This window comes from Rhodanobacteraceae bacterium, assembly GCA_016713135.1.
GTDB lineage: Bacteria > Pseudomonadota > Gammaproteobacteria > Xanthomonadales > SZUA-5 > JADKFD01.
This window is the reverse complement of the sequence record JADJPR010000003.1, coordinates 55,158-77,841: the sequence shown is the minus strand read 5'-3', so window position 1 is coordinate 77,841 and position 22,684 is coordinate 55,158. Positions and strand designations below refer to the sequence as shown.

The window sequence follows — 22,684 nt, the reverse complement described above, 5'->3', positions numbered from 1 at the left end:
TTCTGGGCGGAGCGTGCCGGCACGCAAAGGCGCTCCTTCGCTCCGAAACGCTGTAGATCGATTCAACCGAGCTCTGTCGTAGCGCAGCTCGATCCCGGGCCAGGGTTCCTCGTAACGGATCTGGCCGTGCGGGGGAACGCCGGTTTTCCACTCGGAGCGCGCACCCCGGAAATAACTCACCTCCGCACGCCCGCGCGCTGGTGCGCGCACCGACCAGTTCGACACCGATGGCGTGCGCCTGCTCGCCAATGCCTGACACCAGTCGAAGACGATGGCCCTGGGGCGTGAATACAGGCTGTAGCGCGACGCATCCAGCGGCCACGCGACCCGCGCATCGAGCTGGCCCTGGTTCTCGATGAAGGCCAGCGGCATCTCGCGCGCCGCACGTGCCTCCGGGGCCGTCGCACGCGCTTGTCCACGACATTCCACCGACTTGGGATAAGCCCCTGTGCGACGATGCGCCAGCATTCGCGCCACCGACGTCGGCCGGCCGTTCGCGTGGGCTGGCGCGTGCCCTCTGGTTGAGCTTGATCAGTACGGGTCCAAGACCCGCGCAAGGCGGATTCCCGGGTAGGGTGGATCCCGCACACGCTTCACCGCGCGGAATCCGCGCGCGGGGACTGCGGGATGAACCCCCGGCTCACTCCTGACGCAACGCCACGATCGGTGCGACACGCAAGGCGCGGCGTGTCGGCAACAGCGATGCGCAAAGCGTCACCAGCGCAAGAATCACGATCACGCCCAGATACGTCACGGGATCCAGGGCGCTGACGCCGAACAGCAAACCCGACAGCAACTGCGCAAACCCGAATGCCAGCACCAGGCCGATACCCACCCCAACGCCGAGCTTGCCGATACCCTGACTCAGGACCAGACGTGCGATGCCGCCGTCATTGGCTCCGAGCGCACGCCGCACACCGATCTCGCGTACCCGCAGGCTGACCTGGTAGGCGAGCACGGCATACAGTCCAGCGGCGGCGAGCAACACCGCGAACGCGCCGAACAGGCTGAACAACGCCGCCATCAGCCGTTGATTGAACGCCGCGATAGCGGCCCATTCATCCAGCGTCCGCAGGAAATACACCGGCAGGTTTCGATCGAGATCAACCACCGTCGCGCGCACGCTCTCGGCCAGCGCCAGCGGTTCGCCGCTGACGCGCAGGACCGGACTGAAAAAGCGTGTCGGCTTCTGCGCAAAGGGCAGGTAGAGCGCGCCCACCTCGAGGTTGCCGCTGTTGTGCGGAATATGTGGGATGACCCCGACGATCACGATCCAGTCGCTTTCGCGGCCGCGCTCACCCAGGCGGAAGCGTTTGCCCAGCGCGTCCCCATCTGGCCAGAAGCGCTGCGCGAACACCTCCGAAACCACCGCGACCGGCGGTGCGTCGCGGGCATCGCGGCCATCGAACAGTCGACCGCGCTGCAGCGGGATGCTCAAGGCGGTGAAGAACCCCGGATCGGCCGATACCGTCATGACCACAGGTCGCGGCGACTCGGCCGTATCAACCGCACCCTCGATGCTGATGTAGTCGCCGGCACTGCCGGCCATCGGCAGCGAACTGGTGATGCCGGCCGCCTCAACGCCGGGCAGTGCGGCCAGTCGCTGCCGCAGGCTGTCGGTGAATTGCAGAACTTCGCCAAGATCCGGGTAGTCGCCCTCGAACAACCCTACGCGTCCGCTCAGAACCTGCTTTGCCTCATAGGCCAGCGGCAGATTCTGGCGCTCGATCACGGCGCGAATGGTCAAACCCGCACACACCAGCAGCACCATGCACAAGGCGATTTCCACGATGGTCAATCCGTTGCCCAGGCGTGTGCCGGTGCTGCGACCGCCCTCTTTCATGCCGTCGGCCTGGGCCACGCGTGCCGAGCGCCATGCCGGCCACAGCCCGGCCAGCAACACCACGACGGCGGCAACGGCGGTCGCGAACAACGCACTGCTGGCGTCGAACCGATAAACCGTCATCCAGTAGGGCGGCGGATTTGCAGACGTTCTGATCGCGTCCATCGTGGCCTGCCCGCCGATCAGCGCCAGCGTGCTGCCGATGATCACTGCGGCCAGCGCGATCAACAGGGCTTCGTTGAGCGCAAGCATGACCAGGCGTGCGCGACTTGCACCAATGGCACTGCGGATCGCCGACTCGCGTCTGCGCTGCGCCCCGCGCGCGATCATCAAGTTGGCGACGTTCAAACAGGCGATCGCCAGCACCAGCAGCACCGCGAGGAACATCGCGCCGATCGTCTGCCGGGCCCTACCGACGAATTCCTCGTTGTAGGGTTTGACCACGACGCGATCGGCCACCGGCGTGTTGCTATCGGCTTGCTCGATTCGGGCGAGCGCAGCGTCCAGTTCGGCGCTGGCCTCGGCCATCGAACTGCCCTGGGCGAGGCGCGCAAACACTTCGACGGATTGCTGCCTGCCGCGCGGCGGCAAACGGCTCGGCGTCATCAGTGGCGCCCACACCGCGTTGTTGAAGGGAAAGGCGAAACCTTGCGGCATCACGCCGACGACCTGGGCCGACTGGCTGTTCACCCGCAGCGTCTTGCCGACGATGTCCGGATCGCCGTTGAACCGCTGTTGCCACAGGCCATGGCCGATGACCACGGTCGCCGGGGCACCGTAGCGATCGTCACCCTCCTGAAAGCCCGGCCCCAACATCGGGCTGACCCCGAGCGTGCGAAAGCTGCCGGCGCTGACGAAGGCGCCGTCATAGCGCTCCGGCCGATCCTCATCGCTGGACACGTTGATGGTCCCGAGCGCGAACGCCTCGATCCCCTGCACATGGCGAAGCTCGCTCCGCCAGTCGAGAAAATCACCCAGCGGGACTTCGATGCTGTCGCTCTGGGTGCGGCTGTCGGCGTACTCGATGTGCACCAGTTCAGCGGCATCCGGAAACGGCAACTCGCGCAGCAGATAGCTCTGAATGGCCCCGAACATGTAGATCGCCAGGCCGATGCCGATGCTGAGCATGGCGACCGTGGTCAGGGTAAATCCGGGGCTGCGCCACAAGGAGCGCGCCGCCGCCAGCAATTCCGAGCGAGCCGTGGCCAACATCTGGATACCCTCATGTGATGAAACACCGCCGTTTCTCGCAAGCCCCGTGCCACCGCGCGCGGCGTGCGTTACGAGCGTGAACGACAGTTGCGGAGGCGAATCCGAGCATGGCCGCGTTCGCAAATGGATCAGCGGTGTTCAACTTCGCACGCGGGCAACCCGCGCAAGGCGGATTCCCGGGTGAGGTGTATCCCGCACCCGCTTCACCGTGCGGAATCCACCGTCACGCCCACGGCACAGCTAGTGTGGTGCGCCGCGAGATGCCATCCAACAAGCCTGGAGCAGCGAAGCCGAAGCCCGGGACGGTTGCCCGCGGGCGGGCGGCATTCAAGCGGATTCGAAGCTGTCCGCCGCGTTGCGTCCGCCCATCACGGTCCTTTCGGTGCCTGTCGGCGCGTACGGGATGGCGTCTGGGGTTCGAAGATCCAATCGAAGACGATGCCAGACTTGCCGGGCCTGAAGACACAGCGGAGCCTGACCAGGAAAAGCTCGGACAGACAGTAAAGGCCAGGGGAATCCAGACTGCGCCCCGATCGATCTGACCGAACTCGGCAGCGGCGACCTCCGCATCAGTTGCAGGCGCGGGTGACGTCAGCATCGACGGCCTGGCTGGCCTGATCGTTGGTTCAGCGGCACCGACAATCCACGCTACGCACTACACTTCTACCGCCCGCGGCTTCTTCAACGCATCGATCGCCTCGCCGATCCCGCCCAGGGTCAGCGGGTACATGCGCTCGCCGAAGAGGCCGCGGATGTGCTCGATGGTCGGGGTGTAGTGCCAGTAGTCGCGCTCGCTGGGATTGAGCCACACGCAGCGCGGCCAAATGGTGAGCACGCGCCGGAGCCAGGTGATGCCGGATTCCTCGTTCCAGCGTTCCACAGAACCACCGGGCTCGATCAGTTCCAGCGGGCTCATGCTGGCGTCGCCGACGAAGATCACGCGGTAGTCGGCCGGGTATTTGTGCATGATCTCGCGCGTCGGCGTGGTCTCCTGCCAGCGACGCTGGTTGTCCTTCCACACGCGGTCGTACAGGCAGTTGTGGAAGTAGAAGTGCTCGAAGTGCTTGAACTCGGCCTTCGCCGCGGAAAACAGTTCCTCGCAGACGCGGATGTGCTCGTCCATCGACCCGCCGATGTCGATGAACAACAGGAGCTTGATCGCGTTGTGCCGCTCCGGCCGCAGCTTCAGGTCCAGCCAGCCGGCGTTCTTCGCGGTGGCGTCGATGGTGCCGTCGAGATCCAGTTCCTCCGCCGCGCCCTCGCGCGCGAACTTGCGCAAGCGGCGCAGCGCGATCTGGAAGTTGCGCCGGCCGAGTTCGACGTCGTCATCCAGGTTGCGGTACTCGCGCTGCTCCCAGACCTTGGCCGCCCTGCCCTGCTGCGACTTGCCGCCGATGCGTACGCCTTCGGGATGGAAGCCGCCGTGGCCGAAGGGTGAGGTGCCGCCGGTGCCGATCCAGCGATTGCCGCCGCTGTGCCGGCCCTGCTGCTCCTCCATCCGCTTGCGCAGCTCGTCCATCAGCTTTTCCAGCGATCCGAAGGCCTGCAACTGTGCTTTTTCCTCGTCGCTCAGGTCGCGCGCGAAGGTCTGCCGCAGCCAGTCCTCGGGGATCTCCTTGAGCCAGTCGGGTACGTGGCTGGCGATGCCATCGAAGAATGCGGCAAAGGCACGGTCATAGCGATCGTAGAGGCCCTCGTCCTTGACCAGCGCCGCGCGCGCCAGCGCATGGAAGTCCTCGATGCTGAGCTGCGCATGCCCCTGCTTCAGCGCTTCGAGCAGCATCAGGAACTCGTTGAGCCCGATCTTGAGCCCGAAAGCGCGCAGGGTCAGGAGGAAGCGGATGAGCATGGCTTTGCAGCGGTGTGGGTGTTGATTGCAGGTGTTGGAACGAGCGGCAATGCGCGAGCTCGCGCTTCAGATGTTGCCCTTTCCAACACCAACAACCAACACCCACACCGGTGTTGGTATGGGTTTCTGGTGTTGGACTGCGCGTCAATGCGCGAGTCCGCTCCGCGCGTCAGATGCTGCCGTCTCCAACACCAACAACCAACACCCACACCGCTTGATCCGTTCACCGCCGTATCGGCACCTTCCCCGGCTCCGCGCCGACACTCCGAAGGGTACGAAGCCGGGAGCGTTCTGGAAGGCGGGGGGTACTCACGCAGGGCTGCACCGGATGCTGGATGGCCCGAGGCCAAGCCGAGTCAGGCTGCGCGCACTTGATCTGGCGGGGGCAGGCACGGACCTGGGTCTGCGCCTGACCGCCAGTCCCGTCTCTCGTCAGTCCTCTCGGACCCCGAGTCCGCTCAGGGCTGCGCGCGAGGAGGATCGCTCGTCCTGGCGATCGTCTCTCTGTTCCTCGTGGCGCGGCTCTTCGCGCGGTGCTTCATAGCGCGGCTCCTCGCGCGGTGCTTCATAGCGCGGCTCCTCGCGCGGTGCTTCATAGCGCGGCTCCTCGCGCGGTGCTACATAGCGCGGCTCCTCGCGCGGCGCCTCAAAGCGCGGCTCTTCGCGCGGGGCCTCGTAGCGCGGTTCTTCGCGGACTTCGAAGCGCGGCTCATCGCGGGGCTTCTGGTATTGCGGCTCCTCGCGCGCCTCGAGGCGCGGCTCTTCGCGCTGCCGTTCGAAGCGCGGCTGCTCGGGCGGCGCCTCGTAGCGCGGTTCGTCGCGCGGCCTGCGGTTGCCGTCGTCGCGTCCGCGCTCGCCGACCGGGTGCTCGAAACGCTGCAGTTCCTGGCTCGGCGGGGTCTGCTGCGGCTCCTCGAACTGCGGCGGCGTTATCGCCTCGACACGTTCGCGTTGGTTCAAGGGATAGCCTCGGCCGCGCGCCTCTTCGCGCGCCGCGTCCCCCGGATCGCGCTCGCGGCCGCTGGGCGGCTCGATCCGCCCTGCATCAGACGGCTTCTGCTCGTATCCCGGCAGGTCGCGGCCACCAGGCGCCACCGGCGGGCCGGCGCCCGCGCCCTCGTCGCGACCGCGCCCCACGCCCGGCGCAGGTTCGCCATTGCCCGGGCGCACGCCGAATCCATAGCTGCCATCCGGGAAGGGCGCGTTGAATCCAGGTGCCGGCGAGCCGGGATCGACCACCCGCGACGGCGTTTGCTGCGCATCCACCAGTGTGCCCGCTTCGACGCTGCCATAGCCGCGGCCAGTGTCGCGGCCGCGCGGCGGCGGCGCCATGCCCGCGGCGGCGAGGTCGCGCGCTTCCCAGTAGGCCGTGGTCGCTACCGCGCGCGGCGAGACATGGCGCGGCGGCGCCGCCTGCACCGCCGGCAGGCCGATCGAATCGATCAGCTCGCGGCGGTAGTGCGGGTTGTGCTCGATGTAGTCGTAATGCCGCCGTACCTGACCCACCCACACCGTGCTGAAGCGGTTGCTGTAGCTGATGAAGGTGTTCGAACGCCAGTACGGCTCCCAGTTCCACAGCGTCGAATATGCGGTGTCGTAGGGGTAGTAGCCCTGCCGCGGATAGCCTTCCCACAGGTCGACGAAATAATCGTAATCGCGGCAGTACCAGTAACCGCGGTCGAAGCGGTAGAGGTCGAAGAAGTACAACAGGTCCGCGGTCCAGCGGGTCAACGGACCGAGCGAATAGACCCAGCCGCGATGGGGATCGGCGGTGTAGACGATGCCGTAGCGGTCGATGCTCCAGGCCCAGCCGGTGGTCGGGTCGAGGAACCAGAGATCGCCGCGGTAATAGGTGTAAACCACGCGGTGGCGCGGCGCGCTGCGCCAGTTCCAGCGCGCATCGAAACGGCGGTGGTAGACCCGCACCGCGCCCGCAGGCGCCGCGTTCCAGCGGGCACGCCGCTGCGGGCTGGCCACCCGGATCTGCTGCCGCCAGTAGCCGTAGTCATCCTGGTAGGACGGTGCCAGCGACAAAGCGGATTGTGCGCCGCGGGTGCCGGACCACTGCGCGTGCGCCAGCGGCGCCGCGACCAAGGACAACACGGAAAGAGACAGTGCCAGTACCTGCGAACGCTGACTCATGATGGACCTCGCCATGCCCGCGAAAGCCGCACCCCCGACGGGCACGGAGCGATCGCGCATGCCGATGATCCTGCGCGTGCGGAACTGAAGGATCGCCGACTTTCACCGGCTACGCGCAGGGGCGTTCAGGCCGGGAAAAGGAGCGGTTGTGGGTGTGGGTTGTTGGTGTTGGCAAGAGCGTGATGTCGGTTCTTGGATGCGGCACCGTGCGCGTCGTCGCCAGCAGCTTTCCGGTGTACCGCCCGGGTGCGGCAACCTGCTTTAACCAATTCCAACAACCCACACCAACACCCGCTCCAATGCCAACACCCGCTCTCAACCCAACCCCAGCCCCGGCGGGTACTCGGGCTTCTGGTCGCGCGCGAGCAGGGACTTGAGGCCATCCGCCGGCGTGGTGTCGCCGTGCAGCACGGCGTGCACGCGCGAGGAGATCGGCAGGTCCAGGCCGTGGCGCTCAGCCAGGCGCATGACCTCGTCCGCGGTCTGCACGCTCTCGACCACCTGGCCGATCTCGGCCACTGCCTGTTTCAGCGGCGTGCCGCGGCCGAGCGCCAGGCCGAGGCGGCGGTTGCGCGAGAGGTCGCCGGTGCAGGTGAGCACCAGGTCGCCCAGGCCAGCCAGGCCGATGATGGTCTCGGCGCGGCCGCCGAGGCACAGGTTCAGGCGCAGCATTTCGTTGAGGCCGCGGGTGATCAGGCCGGCGCGTGCGTTGAGGCCCAGTTGCATGCCGTCGCAAATCGTCGTCCGAGTGCACGGTGACCGCGCTTGGCAGGCCGAGCGCCACTTCCTTGGCGAAGCTCGGGCCGGTGACCACGGCCTTCGGCAGCGCCTCGCCGAGGATGCGATCGGCCACTTCATGCAGGAAATCGCCCGAGCCCGGCTCGAAGCCCTTCGAGGCCCAGGACAGGCCCACCAGGTCCGCCGGCAGGTGCGGCTGGCAGATCCGCAGCGTTTCGGCGAAAGCGTGGCTCGGCACCACCACCAGCAGCGCATCGATGCCGGACAGGGCTTCGGCAAGTTCAGTGGTGTAGCGGATGTTGCCGGGCAGGTCGATGCCCGGCAGGTACTGCGGATTCTGCAGCGCCTCACCCACAGGGATCAGCGCCGCAGTTCGACGGCCCCAGAGGCGGACGTCGAGCCCATTGCGGGCGAGCAAGGCCGCGAGCGCGGTGCCCCAGGAGCCGGCCCCCAGGACCGCGATGCGCGCGATGCCGCCCACGGTCGGCGTGGATCAGGCAGCCTGCTGCTGACGACGCTTCAGGTTGTCGGCGTAGATCTGCTCGAAGTTGATCGGCTGCATCAGGAAGGCCGGGAAGCCGCCCTGTTCGATCATGCTGGAGATCGCCTGGCGCGCGTACGGGAACACCACGTGCGGGCAGTAGGTGCCGATGACCATGTCGAGCTGCTGCGGGTCGAAGCCAGCGCAACCGAAGATGCCGGCCTGCTGGACTTCGGCGAGGTAGGCGGTCTTCTCGCCGACCTTGCAGGTCACGGTGACGGTCAGGATGATTTCGTAGACATTCGGGGCCAACTGGGTGGCCTTCTGGCCGAGGTTCAGCTCGACGCGCGACTGGCCCTGCTCCTGGAAGATGTGCGGGGCGCCCGGCGCCTCGAACGACGAATCCTTGATGTAGATCTTCTGCACCGAGAGCTGCGGGCCGGCTTCCGCGCCGCCGTTGCCGTTCGCGCCGTTGGTGTTCTCTTCGTTGGCCATGGTGAATCGTCCTTCAGGAAATTGCGGGATGCGCTTGCGCGCGTTCGAGTGACTACGGCGCCTGCAAGCGACGCACAGAGCCGGCGATTATCGCACGGGTAGGGAACCTCTGAACAAGTCTCGCGGCCGCGACGGCGGCTGAATCGGTCTCCAGCGAGGAAGTCGCCGAAGGTCATAGCCTGCGCTCTGGCCGAGGCGGCTGACGACGCTGGAGGCCGATTCAGCCCCGTCCCGAAGGGTTGCGGCCAGAATCGTCCGCCGCGTCGTTCCAGTCCTCGGCATCGTAGTGAAGGCTACGACCTTCGGACTGCGCCTAGCGGCAGACGATTCTGACTCGCAACGCGGCTCGCGATACTTGTTCAGAGGTTCCCTGGGCTGTTCGAAAAACGGCGTACCGCGGCCGATTGGGAGTGGGGTGGCTGGGGCGGGAAATCAAGGGGCGGGGTGGGGAACATCAAAGGCGGGGCAAGGGGCAGGGGGCGGGGGACCTGCCTGGTCGCGCGTTCCGACGGCTCTCCGAAGCGGGAACGACTGCACGACGACGCGCGATCATGCCGCATGGCGGGTCCCCTGCCCCCTGACCCCTGCCCCGCCTTCACCGTCTCCACATGCATCGACGATGCCCGGTGGCGCCGCACGGCAGGTCCCCTGCCCCTTGCCCCCTGCCCCGCTTTCGCAAACCCCGGAAACGCAGAAGGCGGCACCCAAGCGCCGCCTTCCGGATTTGCCGCTGCCACCAGATCAGTCAGCGAACAGCGTGCGCATCTTCTTGAACGCGGCCGCCTCGATCTGCCGGATGCGTTCGGCGGAAACCTTGTACTCGTCGGCGAGTTCCTGCAGCGTGGCTTTTGGTTCGGCCAGCCAGCGACGGTTGATGATGTCCCGGCTGCGCTGGTCCAGCTTCTCCAGACCCTCGGCGAGCACGTCGAGCTGATGGCCGCCGACGTCCTCGGTTTCCAGGCTCTCGTAGGGATTGGCAGCCTGGTCGACGAGGAAGGCGATTGGCGCCGGGCGCGCATCGGTGTCGTCGTCGGCGGGCGCGTCGAAGGCGACGTCCTGGCCCTGCAGGCGCGCTTCCATCTCGACCACGGTGGCCGGATCGACGCCAAGGTCCTTGGCCACCGCCTGCACTTCCTGCGCGTTCATCCAGCCCAGGCGCGTCTTGGCCCGGCGCAGGTTGAAGAACAGCTTGCGCTGGGCCTTGGTGGTGGCGACCTTGACGATGCGCCAGTTCTTCAGGATGAACTCGTGGATCTCGGCGCGGATCCAGTGCACTGCAAAGGACACCAGGCGCACGCCCATGCCCGGGTCGAAGCGCTTGACCGCCTTCATCAGGCCGATATTGCCTTCCTGGATCAAGTCCGAGATGCCCAGGCCATAGCCGGCATAGCCGCGCGCCACGTGGACCACGAAGCGCAAGTGGGACATCACCAACTGGCGGGCGGCTTCGAGGTCGCCCTCGTCGCGGAAACGGCGGGCCAGATCCTGCTCGTCTTCCACCGCAAGCATGGGAATCCGGTTGACCGCCCCGATATATGAGTCAAGGCTGCCGACCGTCCCGAGGACCGGCAGGTTGTTCGCGACCATCGCATGGCTGCTCATCGTGAACTCCTCAATCTGATGGGCTCGCGGACCGATTGATCCGTACCCGATGGATGGATATTAGCACTCTCCCTTCGAGAGTGCTAAGGGTGCGGAGTTCCGCTGAGGACTGCGGGATTCAGACTGTGCTTACAAACGGGTGTTGGTGTGGGTAGCTGGTGTTGGTTGTTGGTGTTGGTTGTTGGTGTTGGTGTTGGTGTTGGTTGAGGCAGCTGGAGGCACGCGACAAGCCTGGGTAGGAGGTGCCGTAGCCATCGGCTCGCGAGGCCCGCCTTGACCAACACCAACAACCCACACCAACACCAGCGCTTGAGCGCTCAGATACGCCAGTCCACCGTCGCCCCGCCGCGCGCCTTGAGGTAGGCATTGGCGCGCGAGAAATGGCCGCAGCCAATGAAGCCGCGATAGGCGGACAGCGGCGAGGGATGGGGTGCGCGCAGCACCAGGTGGCGGCGGGCGTCGACCAGCTTGCCCTTGGCCTGGGCGTAGGCGCCCCACAGGAAAAACACCAGGCCCTCGCGCCCTTCGTTGAGCAACTCGATGATGCGATCGGTGAAGCGCTCCCAGCCCTTGCCCTGATGCGAGCCCGCGCGCCCGCGCTCGACGGTGAGTACGGCATTCAATAGCAGCACGCCGCGATCCGCCCACGGCACCAGGCAGCCATGTCCTGGCGGCTCGATGTCCAGATCGCGCTTGAGCTCGGCATAGATGTTGACCAGCGACGGCGGCACCTCGATGCCCGGCGGCACCGAGAAGCACAGTCCCTGCGCCTGCCCCGGACCGTGGTACGGATCCTGGCCGAGGATCACCACCTTCACCCGCTCGAAGGGCGTGTGGTCGAGCGCGTTGAAAATCAGCTTCGGTGGCGGATAGATCTCCTTGCCAGCCGCAATCTCGCCGCGCAGGAACTCCCGCAGCACCTGCATCTGCGGCGACAGCAGCTCCGGCAGCAACCGCTGCTTCCAGCTCTCGTCCAGGCGGATGCGCGCAGCGGGGTCGGCAGGCTCGGTCATGCCGCGCATGAGAGCGCGCAGCGGCACCGTTTGCAACGCTGACTGCGCATCGCCGGACCGGAAACTGCGCGGGCCTCGCGGGTTGTGCAGCGGAGCAAGCTCCGCTCTACGACTGCACAGTGGTTCGCTGACGTAGAGCCGAGCTTGCTCGGCTGACATGCGGGCACCTCGCACCTGCCAAGCAGAGCAAGCTCCGGTCTACGGCGGCACGGTCGCAGCGGAGCAAGCTCCGCTACGGCGTGGGAACGCTCTGCGCCCTGAGCGCCTGTGAGACGCGCAGCTGGAAGCACAGCTTGGTGATCAGCAGGCGCTCCTCGGTGGGTTTCTGCACCAGATCATTGGCGCCGGCGCGCAGCAGTGCGGTCTGGTTGGCGGCGTTGTCGTCGCCGGTCATGACCAGGATCGGGAGCAAGCCCTTGCCGTAGGCGAAGCGCCCGCGCACCACTTCGAGCAAATCGCCACCGGTCATGCCGCCCTTGAGATAGACGTCGGTCAGGATGATGTCGGCGCCGATCCGGCCTTCCACCATCGCCTTGTCGAGGATGTCGATGGCGTCCTCGACGCTGACCACATGGTTCACCTTGAGACCGTGCTTTTCCATCATGCGCCGGGTGGCGACTGCGACCACGCGCGAGTCCTCGACGTAGAGCACCTCGCCGGCCACCTGGCCTTCCGGGCGGATATAGCCGCGGATGAAGGTGCTGAGCGCCTGCGGGCCGAGCGACTTGTCGAAGTAGTCGGTGACATCGGAGGTGATGTCGCGGTTCATCAGCCGCTCCTGCACATCGCCGGAGACGACCACGATCGGGATATAGGCCTGCGGCGAGTGCTCGCGGATGTAGCGCGCCAGGTCCAGGCCATCCATGTCCGGCAGGCGCAGCGCGGTGGTCACCAGGTCGACCACGCCCGCGGTCAGGTGTGCCTTGGCCTCTTCGCCGGTGCTGCAGGACAGCACGGTGACGCCCGGCAGGTCATGGTGCAGCAACTGCTCGATGATCTTGCGGACCACCTTCGAGCCGTCGACCACCATCACCCGCGGATTCTCGCTGGAGATGTGTCGCGTCACCGATGTTTCCATACCCGGCTCCCCTTCCCTGCCCGACGCGCGCCGCCAGTCCCAAGCTCAACGCGGCTCGGCATCGCGCAGATGCCGCGCGCTCGCCAGCCACGCTCCCAGCCATCCCAGCAGTGCGCCATAGGCCACCAGCATGGCCGTGCCGCGCACCCCGAGCCCCTGCAACGCAAACTCAGCCTCGTAGCTTAGCGCAAGCCGATCCACCGCGGGCTGCACCGCGATCAGCCCGGCGTGCACCAGCAGCAGCGCGAGCAACCCGCCGACGATGCCATACCAGACGCCGATGTACAGGAACGGCCGTCGCACATGGCCATCGCTGGCGCCGAGCAGCTTCAGGATCAGGATCTCGTCGCGCTTGAGCGAGATCTCCAGCCGGATGGTGTTGCCGACCACCAGCAGCACGGCGATGGCGAGGATCGCCGCGCCGAACAGGATCCCGCGGCGCGCAAGGTCCAGCAAAGTCTCCAGTCGCTCCAGCCAGCGGCGGTCTACCTGGACCCAGTCAACCTCGCTGCGCGCCGCCAGTTCGCGCTGGAACTCTTCGATCCGCGCCACGCCCGCCGGAGTCAGGCGCACGATCACCAGCGCCGGCATCGGGTTGGCGTCGAGCGCGCCGAGCGCCTCTGCGAAGTCGCTCATCTCGCGCAGTTCAGCGAGCGCATCGTCGGCGCTCTTGACCTCGGTCTCGGCGACCTCCGGGCGTCCCTGCAAGGCGTCGGATAGCTCGATGGCGCGCTCGACCGGTTCGCCGGCAGTGAGGAATACCGTCAGGTCCCCGCTCGGGCGCCAGGACACCGCGGCGCGGTCGACCTGGTCGAGCGCGAGAAAGCCGAGCGCCGGCAGCACCAGCGCGACGGCGATCACGCCGAGGGTGAGCAACTGGCCGAAGGGATCGCGCAACAGCCGGCGCAGGCCGGCGCGCAATCCCTCGCCGTGCGCGCGCAGCCAGGCGCGGCGACGATCTCCCTGCGGCCGGGTCAGCGCCTCACTCGCCTCGGCCATACCAGTCCTCCGGGCGGAAGTCGTCGATCAGGCGCCCGCGATCGAGCACCAGGGTGCGCTTGCGCATGCGCTGGATCAGCGGCAAATCGTGGCTGGCTATGATCACCGTGGTGCCCTGCTCCTTCAGCGAGATCATCAATTGCATGATCTCCGCTGCGAGCTTTGGATCGAGATTGCCGGTGGGCTCGTCCGCCAGCAGCAAATCGGGCACGCCGACCATCGCGCGGGCGATGCCCAGGCGCTGCTGCTCGCCGGTCGACAACTCGGCCGGCAAGGCCGATTCGCGCCCACCCAGGCCTACCTGTTCCAGCGCACGCGGCACGCGCAGGGCAATCTCGGGCTCTGCGACGCCATCCAGCCGCATCGGCAGCGCGACGTTGTCATAGGCGTTGCGATCGAGCAATAACCGATGATCCTGGAACACCAGCCCCAGGCGCCGCCGATAGGCCGGCAGGCCACGCCGGCGGATGTCCGCCAGGCGCTTGCTGAAAACCTCGATATGGCCTTCGCTCGGGCGCTCGATCAGCGCCAGCAACTTCAGCAGCGTGCTCTTGCCGGCGCCGGAATGGCCGGTGATGTAGACCATCTCGCCGTAGCCGATCTCGAAACCGATATCCACCAGCGCCTCGCGCCCTTCGGCGTAGCGCTTGCTGACCATTTCGAAGCGGATCGACATGGGGCGGTGGGCGGCGTGGCATTCGTCAGTCGACCCCGATTATGCGGAAGGCGCACCGGGAATGCTGGTGTTGGTTGTTGGTATTGGTGTTGGTAAGAGCACGCACCCGAAACCTGGCGGTCAGCCGCTCTAACCAACACCTACAACCAACACCAACACCCGCTTCTCCCGCGGCTATGCTGCGGCGCATGCACACCCCCGCCGTCAACGCCGTTGCTGCCGCCGAACAACTGCTGCGTGCGGGCCAATGGGTGCGGGCGCGCGAGATGGCGGCGCCGCACACCGGCGACCGCGCGCTGGCGGTGCGCGCACGCGCTGTGCTGGCGAATGCGGCGATGCAACTTGGCGATCACGCCGAGGCGGCGGCGCAGTTCCGCTGGCTGCACGCCGCGCTGCCGGCGCACGCGGGCATCCGCGCGGCGCTGTCGATGGCCCTGAACAACCTCGGCTCCAGCGCGCTGCAGGCCGGCGACGCGATCGGCGCCGAGGCGCATTACCGCGAGGCGCTGGCGCTGGACGAACGCAATGCGCTCGCCTGCTTCAACCTGGCGGCGCGGGCGCAGGCGCGCAACGACTTCGAATTCGCCGCGCGTGGGTTCGCGCGCGCCGCGGCGCTCGACCCGACGCGCAGCGAGGCACGACTCAAGTGGGCGATCTGCGAACGCGTGCGCGGTGCGCCGGACGCGGCACGCGCGGCGCTGGCCAGCTTCGAAAGCCAGCCGCTCGCGCCCGAACTCGCGGCTGCGGTCGGCGCCGAATGGGACCTGCTCGGCGATTCCGCGCGCGCGGCGCAGGCCTTCGCACGCGCATTGCCGCAGGCCGATGCACCGCTGCTGCTGCGCATCGCGCAGGCCCAGGCCGGCAGCGGCGACGCTATCGCCGCGCGGGCCACCGCAGCGCAGGTGGCAGGTCGCGCCGGCGGCGATGGCAGCCGCCTCGCGGCGGCCCTGCTGGGGGCACTCGGGTTGCCACCGGTCCCTGCCGACACCGACGAGATTGCGCATGCGCGAGCGGCATTTGCCTCGGGCATCGACCAGTTGGCGCGCGAGTGGCCTGCCGAGCGCCTGCGCGGGGGCGATGCCACGCTCGACGACCTGGCCCACAGCCACTACGCCCTGGCCTACCAGGGTGAGGATGACCATCCCCTGGCCTGCGCCTTCGGTGACTGGTACACCGCCGCCGCCCAGGCGCTCGCGCCCGACGGCGCTGTGCGCGATCCGGTCGGCAGGCGCATCGCACTGGTCTCCGCGCGCTGGAGCCTGGGCACGATCAGCGCCTACTTCGGTCCCTGGATCGGCGCGCTGCGCGCCGCCGGCTGGGAGGTCGAGCTGTTTCACCTGGGGAGCACTGCGGATGCCACGACCCATGCCCTGGCCGCGGAGGCCTCGCGTTTCCACCACCTGGAAGGACCATTGTCGAGTGCTGTCGCGGCACTGCGGGACCGCGCGCCTGCCCTGATCCTGTACCCGGAAATCGGCCTGTCGCCGCGCATCCACCCGCTCGCGGCCCTGCGCCTGGCGCCGGTACAGGCCGCCGCGTGGGGCCATCCGGTCACCAGCGGGCTCCCTGAAATCGATCATTGGCTGAGCTGTGCAGAGATGGAGCCGCCGGATGGCGCGCTGCATTATCGCGAGCGCCTGCACCTGCTGCCCGGGCTGGGCACCCGCTATCCGCGGCCAGACCAGGCGCCTCCGGTGGCGCTCGCGGACCTCGGGTTGCCGCCGGATCGGCCGGTCTACCTGGCGCCGCATTCACCAGTGAAACTGCATCCGCAGTTCGACCGGTTGCTGGCGCGCATCGCCGCCACGGACCGGAGGGCCTGCATCGTGCTGTTCGAGGACGGGGCGCCAGCGCTGAGCGCGCGCGCGCGTGTTCGCCTGCGACGCTGCTTCGATGCGCACGGAATGGATGTCGACGAGCACCTCGTATGGCTGCCGCGCACCGCGCCCGAACGCTTCCGTTCGGTGCTCCGCGCCAGCCATATCATGCTGGACACCCCCGGTTTCTCCGGCGGCAATACCAGCCTGGATGCGTTGGCTCAAGGCCTGCCCCTGGTGGCGTTGCCCGGGGCCCGGATGCGCAGCCGCCAGTCGGCCGCGATGTTGCGACGCTGTGGCGTGGACGAATTGATCGCCAGTTCGCCCGAGGCGTATGTCGCCCTCGCGATTCGCGCCGGAAACGACCGCGATTGGCGCCTGGAACTGCGGGAAAAACTCGCGCAGGGCACCTTGGCCCTGTTCGACGATGCCGCACCTCTGGCGGCGCTGACCCACACGCTGGATGCCTGGTGAGCCCGCAAGGCTCAGGGTGATGCGCCGCGCTGCGCGTCCAGTTGCTGTCGGAGATCCGCATCGGCGTTGCGCCAGCGCTGGCGCAGGCGCTCGAGCTGCTGGGCGCGCATGGACGCCTCGGGCTCCATCTCGACCTGCAGCAACAGAGCACGATTGGCATCCAGCACATTGAGGACCTGGGTCGCGAACATGCCCGCGTTCTCGGCGAATGCCCGTCCTCGCTGCTCGTCTATCCAGCGCAGGTGGCGCAGAGCTGCGGCGTCGTCGCCGGCAGCCTGCGCCAGCTCCGCGGCTGCAACGCGCGTCTGCAGATACTCGTGCGGGCTGGCGCCGGGTGCCAATCCTTGCACCCCTCCGCCGGATCGCCAGCCAGGCGCGCGTCGACCACCGCGAGGATTGCTTCGACGGCGACATTGTGGCGCTGGGGCGGCTGCTGCCGGATGAGTGACGCCCACTCACGGGCCAGCCGGCGCTCGCCGCGGCGCTCGGCCATCAGCGCCAGCAAGGCGACATGCAACTGGACCGCGTGCTGCGGTGAGGCTTCGGTTCCGATCAAGGCCAGTTCCGGCGCCGCCAGCGCGCGCAGATCCTCGTCCTGCCCAAGGTGCATGCGCAGCGCAGCCGCATGCACGCGCGCCCGCGCTGCCGTTCCCGGCACCTCCATCGAGACTGCCTTGGCTTCGAGTGCAAGGGCGGCGACCAGGGCCTCGCGCAGCCGCCCCTGATAGGCCAGCCAGGTCACCCGGCGCGCGTCGGCTTCCAGCTGGAACACCGGGGCGATGTCGCCGGGGTCCGCCGCAAGCGCCGATTCCGCCTCGTCGAAGCGTTCGAGAAAGGTGTAGATGTCGACCAGTCCGCGGGTGATCGCCCGGCTGTTGACCTGCATCGCTGCGCGGAAGGTGCGTTCGGCGACCTCCCCATCACCGCACCAGAGTTCGCAGTAAGCTTTGCCATGGCCCGACGCGAAGCGCTTGGGGTCGCGGCTGTGGAAGGCCTGGTCGAACAGCGGAATCGCTTCCTGGCAGCGGTTCAGGTCCTGCCACAGGGTCAGCGCGGCATTGTTCTGACCGACGCCGGCATCGGGGTACACATGGGCGTAGTCCAGCCAGCGCTCCACCGCGCCCGTCGGGTCCTCCGCCCAGGCGACCAGAGCATCGACGTACAGCACCTCGCGTGCACTCAGGCGTCCGCGCAGCGCTGCGGCCCGGCGGGCGGGCGGGATTCCTTCGGCCAGGCGGCCAACCGGCAGGAAGGTCGCCGCCACCCCGGCGTGGGCCATGGCGAATTCCGGGTCCAGCTCGATGGCGCGTTCGAACAGCCGACGAGCGGCGTCGTACCTGAGCTGGTCGTAGAGCTTCACCCCGGTCGAGTACAAGCGCAACGCTTCGAGGTTCGAGGTCGTCGCCTGCATCAGCGGCACCGAGCTGCTCTCGATCGATTCCAGCGATTCACCCAGGCGGTTACGCAGGGCTTCGAGCAGCCGGTCCATCGCCTGCAGCAGGTACTCCGGCCCGTGGGCCATCTCACTGGCCACCCAGACGGTCGCCTGGGTATGCGGATCGACCACTTCGACGGACAGGCGCAGGGCGCCGCGGGACTCGGCGACACTCGGCAGCAACAGGGCGCGCGCGCCTTCGCGCTGCGCCAGTTCGGTGCCCACGCTGCGGTCCACGCGCACGCTGTTCGGGTCCAGCTTCATCCGCGTCAGCGCTTCGCGCACCTGCTGGCTGGTCAGCACGTTCACGTGCCGCGACTGCGCCAGGCCCTGGCGGAAGGCGATGTCGAGGGAGTCCTCGAGCAGTGCCTCGCGAGTGGTGTTGATCAGCTGCCCCACCACCACCCAGTCGCGTGCCGCGAAGGCGATTCCCGGCTCGGTGCGCAGTGCTGCCCACACACCGGCAGCGACAACAGCAATCGCAAGCAGGATCTGCAAGGCGATGGCCCGCGGACGTCGCCACCAGGGCAGGATGCGCTGTGCCTTGGAGCTTCCCGGCGGGGTGCGGAAGTGCGCGGTATCGGTCTCACCGACCTCGTGCACCGACAGCGCCTCGCTGACGCCCTTGAGGCGGTAGCGGCCATGGTCCCGCCATTCCAGCGGACGCCCTCCGCTCAGCTCGACTTCGGCGCGCTCGGCCAGCTCGCGAGCCACCGACGACATCAGGATCTGCCCCGGCAGCGCCAGCGCCATGAGCCGCGCCGCAACCGGCTTGGACAGGCCTTCGACCTCGACCGGCTTGGCACCGCGCGCAACTTCCTCGGCGCTGTTCTCCCACAGCACCACTTCGCCGACGTGAATCCCGATGCGCGCCGCGAGGTCGACGCGCTCCAGCCGGGCCAGCTCCTTCAGGCGCCGCTGGTATTCGAGCGCGAACGCGACGGCCTGCACCGGGCGCTCGAACAGCAGGAGGAAGCCGTCGGTCTTGTCGATCTCCTGGCCGCGGTGTCGTCGCAGCAGGTCACGCGCGAGCCGGTCGTGCCGGCGCACCAGTTCGGCCGCCCGCTGGTCGCCGAGCTTGTCGACCAAGGCCGTGCTGTCCGCCAGGTCGAGCAGCAACAGCGTGCGCAGCGTAGGCTGGCCGCTGGCGTCGTGCGGACCGGCGGGTTGGAGGTCGCGGGTGTCGGGCATGCAATGAGACTACCACGAACACCTGCATGGCGCGGATTCGACGCTCAGCGCCCGGGCAGCGTCCGCAGTATCGCCAGCGCCAGGCGCAGCCAGGCCCCGGCGCGGATCAGCACGCGCAGGGGCCAGACCGTGTGCGGCGCGTCGAACTTGTCGAAATAGCGCAGCAGCCCGCGGTGCTTGGCCAGTTCCACGCGCAGCGGGCGCCGCCGGCTGGAGACGCCCTTGACGTGCACCACGCGCACTGCCGGGTCGCACCAGACCTCGTAACCCAGCTCGCGGATGCGCCGGCACAGGTCGAGGTCCTCGGCGTGCATGAAATAGCCCTCGTCGAAGCCGCGCGCGGCCTGGAAGGCCTCGCGCCGGATCAGCATCAGCGCGCCGGAGATCGCGTCGCCCTGACGCGGCTCCTGCTGGCCGAAGGGGATCGGGATCGGCACGCCATCGATGGCGTCGAAGCGGTCCAGGCCCAGCGCGGTGGCGATCGCGCGGCCCGGCAGCGGATCGCGCCGCAGGCTGGCCGGATCCGGCCGGCCCTGGGTGTCGACCAGCAGCGCGCCGAGCACCGCCAGCTTCTCGTGCTGGCGCGCGGTGCGGCCAAGCCGTTCCAGCGTATCCGGCTCGATCAGGCAATCCGGATTGAGGAACAGCAGCCACGGCGACTGGCAGGCGCGCGCGCCGCGATTGCAGGCCACCGCGAAACCCGGGTTCTGCGGCAGGCCCAGGCGCAGGATGCGGCGGTCGCCGAGTTCGGCGAGCAGGGCATCAATTTCGCCCGGCGCCGAGCCGTTGTCGACCAGCACCACTTCCACCAGTTCCGGGCAGCGCAGCAGGCGCCGCAGGCAATCGCCGAGCAGCGGCCCGGTGTGGTAGTTGACGACGACTGCGGCGACGCGCATCGCAGCCGCTCCGTCCGGATCAGCCGAGCAGCGAGTCGGCGAGCCGCGGCGCCAGCTCGAAGGCAGCCGGCCAGGCGCGGATCGCTGCGGCCAGCTGGCGCGTCTCGCTGCGCAGGCGTTCGCCGGCGCCGGCGGCGTCCAGCGTCTCCGGCCACTCGCCCAGGCGCGGCACCGCATTGCGGGTCAGCTCCTTGCTGGTGGCGTGGATGATCTCGCGGATGTCCGCCTCCCAGTAGATCGGCGCCTGCTTTCCGGAGTTTTCCAGGCGACGCTGCAGATCCGCGACCAGGTCCGCACGCTTGTAGCTCAGATAGGTGTTGAGCTCGGCCTGCAGCGCGTCGCTGCTGCTGGCGGCGAAATCGTCCATCAGCGCCGCGAGGTAGTTCGCGCGATCCGACGGCGCGCTGGCACGGCACTCGCCGGCGCGCGCGGTCAGGTGGTCGGTGAAGAAGGCGGCCGAGTTCGGGGTAAACGGACGCCGCCCCGCTTCCGAACGCTTGAGCGGCGGCTGCCATTGGTTGCCGATGGCCGCATTGCCGTGCAGCACCACCGACTCGGGGTCGAAGAAGCGCGTGAGCACGCCATAGCTCGGCCCCACGCGCGGGCCGCAGCCCGGCAGAGCGAAACCCGACAGCACCGACAGGTCGAGCGCCGAGGGCTGGTAGATCGAGGTCAGGCTGACGCGCGTGCGATTGACGCCGTGACAGACCGCATCCCCTTCGAACTGGCGCAGGTAGTCCTCGCGGCTGGACCAGAATCGCTCGCGCGAGTTCTTGTCGAGCTGGTACAGCCAGATGTTGTGCGGTGCCTCGATCGAACCCACGCTGCCCTGGACGATGGCCGCGACACGCCCGCGCGGATCGAAGGCGCGCATCGCCGGCAATGCGGCGCCGCGCAGCGCTTCGGCTGCCAGGTGCAGCCGGCCCGGCTTGCTGATGCAGCGGCCCAGGCTTTCGCCGAGGTAGTTCTGCGCCAGGTGGCCGAGCTGGCTGTCCTCGAAATCGATCTCCTGCGCCGGGATCGGCTGGTCCGGCGTATAGAACCAGGCCTCGCGCTGCTGGCTGTGGACCAGGTCGATGCCGCCGGCGGCATTCGGCATCTCGCGCAGCGGCAGGAACTGGCGGTCGTCGAACATCAGCACACGGCGGCCGGCGGCCAGCAGCAGCATCCAGTTGTAGAGTTGGCCGCGAGTGGGCGCCTCATCCTCGCCGAGCAGCCAGGCGAGCGCCGCAGCATGTGGCTTGAGCTGGCCCTGCAGCCGTGCCACCCAGGCGGCGCGTTCGGTGTTGCCGAGGTAGCGCAGGCCGGCATCGCGGCGGCGCTCGTCGACCACCCGGCGATTGGCCTCACGCGAAGCCTGGCTGCGCGAGCCGTCGAGCACCACGATCGGCAGGCGCTCGATGTGCGCGTCGCCGGACTTGATCAGGCTGTCGATCACCCGCGCCAGCCCTTCGGGACGGTCCTCGGCGAGCACGAACACCGGCCCCAGCGTGGCTGCGCGGCGGCCGGGCGTGGCCTCGTAGGTGCCGAGGATCTGCTCGGCGCTCTGCAGCAGGCCGCGGTCGACCAGGCCGGAGAGCACGCGGCGGGTGGCCTCTTCCTGGCCGCGCAGGTTCGGCAGCGCGGTGTAGATCGCCTTCAGGTGATCTTCCAGCGTGCCGAAGCTCTTGCACTGGTCGAGCGCCTGGAAGACCTCGAAGGTCATCACATGGCGTTCCTGGGTGCGCGGGTTCTGGACCATGCACTCCTGGCTGGACAGCGGCGCGACCATGCCATCGTCGGCGGCGTACAGGGTGTCGGCATTCTGGCGGGGGAGCACGGCGCTCATGGATTCCTTCCTTGGGTGTGTGCCTGCTCTGCGAGCAGCGCTTCAGCGCGCGCCAGCCGGGCGCGCAGTTCCTGGATTTCCTGGTCGAGGGCGATCAGGCGGTGGCCGGCGGCGATGTGCCGGCGGATCTCGTCGTTGTAATGCGTGTAGACCGATTCGGACGCGTCGCCGAAGGTGTGCAGCGCGGCGACCGGCGGCAGCAGGCGTTCGTCGGCTGCGCAGACCGCGAGAAAATACAGTGCCGCGTAATCGGCTGTCGGCGCCACCCGTCCATCCGCGTGCAGGGTGGCCGCACTGGCGCTGGTCGGCGCGCGATCCGGATCCCACAGCAGGGACTGGAACAGCAGCTTCTGCGCGTACAGCCGGTGGGCCGGGAACTGGGTGCGCAGCAGGGCCTCGAACTGGTCGCGGTAGAGCTCGCGGACGTGGAATTCATTGTGATAGCCGCGCTCGTCGCTGTAGGTGCGCTTGTCCGGCGAGGAGATCAGCAGGATGCCGTCCGGCTTCAGCAGGCGGCGGAATCCGGCGAGCATGCGTTCCTGCGCCTGCACGTGCTCCAGGGTCTCGAAGGAGACGATCAGATCGAAGTCGGCATCCGCCAGGTGGTCGAGCGCAGTGACGTCGGCCTGTTCGAAGCGCAGGCTCGGCACCGCAGTGTAGCGGCTGCGCGCGTGTGCGACGCTGGCCTCATCGATGTCGATGCCCAGCACCTCGGCGCCCGCCTGGGCCAGCAGGGCGCTGCCGTAGCCCTCGCCGCAGGCGGCGTCGAGCACGCGTTTGCCGTGCGCGAAGGGCGCGGCATAGGCGTAGCGGTGCATGTGCTCGTACCAGATCTCGCGCACGCACTCGGGCGTGAAGCGCTCACCGGTGAAGGGGAGAATGGGTGGATCGGCTGGAGTCATCGTTGCGCGGGCA

15 protein-coding genes and 1 pseudogene are annotated in these 22,684 nt (G+C 68.2%); 1 reads left to right on the top strand and 15 read right to left on the bottom strand.

The genetic code is table 11. The annotated features are described in order from the left end of the window. Positions 1-640: 640 nt before the first annotated feature. The 10 genes and pseudogenes from IPK27_04585 to ftsE form a co-directional block, all read right to left on the bottom strand. Positions 641-3,055 carry an ABC transporter permease gene (locus tag IPK27_04585; GenBank protein MBK8066914.1) on the bottom strand — a complete coding sequence of 805 codons (2,415 nt, stop codon included), beginning with the start codon at positions 3,053-3,055 and terminating at the stop codon, positions 641-643. Between the two features lie 655 nt (positions 3,056-3,710). Beyond that, positions 3,711-4,904 (bottom strand): VWA domain-containing protein, encoded by a 1,194-nt coding sequence (locus tag IPK27_04580; GenBank protein MBK8066913.1) that lies wholly within the window; start codon positions 4,902-4,904, stop codon positions 3,711-3,713. A 432-nt stretch (positions 4,905-5,336) separates the two neighbouring features. Then, positions 5,337-7,046 (bottom strand): hypothetical protein, encoded by a 1,710-nt coding sequence (locus IPK27_04575; protein ID MBK8066912.1) that lies wholly within the window; start codon positions 7,044-7,046, stop codon positions 5,337-5,339. A 315-nt stretch (positions 7,047-7,361) separates the two neighbouring features. Further along, positions 7,362-8,265 (bottom strand): annotated as a pseudogene (locus IPK27_04570) (NAD(P)-dependent glycerol-3-phosphate dehydrogenase). A 12-nt stretch (positions 8,266-8,277) separates the two neighbouring features. After that, positions 8,278-8,760, bottom strand: a complete 483-nt coding sequence (secB, locus tag IPK27_04565) for a protein-export chaperone SecB (protein ID MBK8066911.1) — start codon at positions 8,758-8,760, stop codon at positions 8,278-8,280. Positions 8,761-9,501: 741 nt separating this feature from the next. After that, positions 9,502-10,362 carry an RNA polymerase sigma factor RpoH gene (rpoH, locus tag IPK27_04560; GenBank protein MBK8066910.1) on the bottom strand — a complete coding sequence of 287 codons (861 nt, stop codon included), beginning with the start codon at positions 10,360-10,362 and terminating at the stop codon, positions 9,502-9,504. Between the two features lie 317 nt (positions 10,363-10,679). Next, positions 10,680-11,375, bottom strand: coding sequence for a uracil-DNA glycosylase (ung, locus tag IPK27_04555; protein ID MBK8066909.1), 696 nt, complete (start codon positions 11,373-11,375; stop codon positions 10,680-10,682). A gap of 232 nt (positions 11,376-11,607) precedes the next feature. Continuing rightward, entirely contained in the window at positions 11,608-12,453 is an 846-nt protein-coding gene (locus IPK27_04550; protein ID MBK8066908.1) for a response regulator, read from the bottom strand. A 45-nt stretch (positions 12,454-12,498) separates the two neighbouring features. Then, complete coding sequence (locus IPK27_04545) at positions 12,499-13,452, bottom strand: ABC transporter permease (GenBank protein ID MBK8066907.1); 954 nt, start codon at positions 13,450-13,452, stop codon at positions 12,499-12,501. Continuing rightward, entirely contained in the window at positions 13,436-14,128 is a 693-nt protein-coding gene (ftsE, locus tag IPK27_04540) for a cell division ATP-binding protein FtsE (GenBank protein ID MBK8066906.1), read from the bottom strand. The genes IPK27_04545 and ftsE overlap by 17 nt, the downstream gene beginning before the upstream one ends. 188 nt (positions 14,129-14,316) lie before the next feature. Here ftsE and IPK27_04535 point away from each other — a divergent pair, with 188 nt between their 5' ends. Next, entirely contained in the window at positions 14,317-16,419 is a 2,103-nt protein-coding gene (locus IPK27_04535) for a hypothetical protein (protein ID MBK8066905.1), read from the top strand. An 11-nt stretch (positions 16,420-16,430) separates the two neighbouring features. Here the strand turns inward: IPK27_04535 and IPK27_04530 are convergent, their stop codons facing one another. Genes IPK27_04530 through IPK27_04510 form a run of 5 tightly spaced genes read right to left on the bottom strand, consistent with a single transcriptional unit; the run spans position 16,431 to position 22,671 of the window. Beyond that, positions 16,431-16,610: a hypothetical protein gene (locus IPK27_04530; protein MBK8066904.1), complete on the bottom strand. Its 180-nt coding sequence runs from the start codon at positions 16,608-16,610 to the stop codon at positions 16,431-16,433. A 38-nt stretch (positions 16,611-16,648) separates the two neighbouring features. Then, positions 16,649-19,045: a putative peptide modification system cyclase gene (locus IPK27_04525; GenBank protein MBK8066903.1), complete on the bottom strand. Its 2,397-nt coding sequence runs from the start codon at positions 19,043-19,045 to the stop codon at positions 16,649-16,651. A gap of 44 nt (positions 19,046-19,089) precedes the next feature. After that, positions 19,090-19,941 (bottom strand): glycosyltransferase family 2 protein, encoded by an 852-nt coding sequence (locus tag IPK27_04520; GenBank protein ID MBK8066902.1) that lies wholly within the window; start codon positions 19,939-19,941, stop codon positions 19,090-19,092. A 19-nt stretch (positions 19,942-19,960) separates the two neighbouring features. After that, entirely contained in the window at positions 19,961-21,769 is a 1,809-nt protein-coding gene (locus tag IPK27_04515; GenBank protein ID MBK8066901.1) for a hypothetical protein, read from the bottom strand. Continuing rightward, a complete protein-coding gene (locus IPK27_04510) occupies positions 21,766-22,671 on the bottom strand; it encodes a class I SAM-dependent methyltransferase (GenBank protein MBK8066900.1) in 906 nt (301 codons plus the stop codon). The genes IPK27_04515 and IPK27_04510 overlap by 4 nt, the downstream gene beginning before the upstream one ends. Positions 22,672-22,684: the final 13 nt, after the last annotated feature.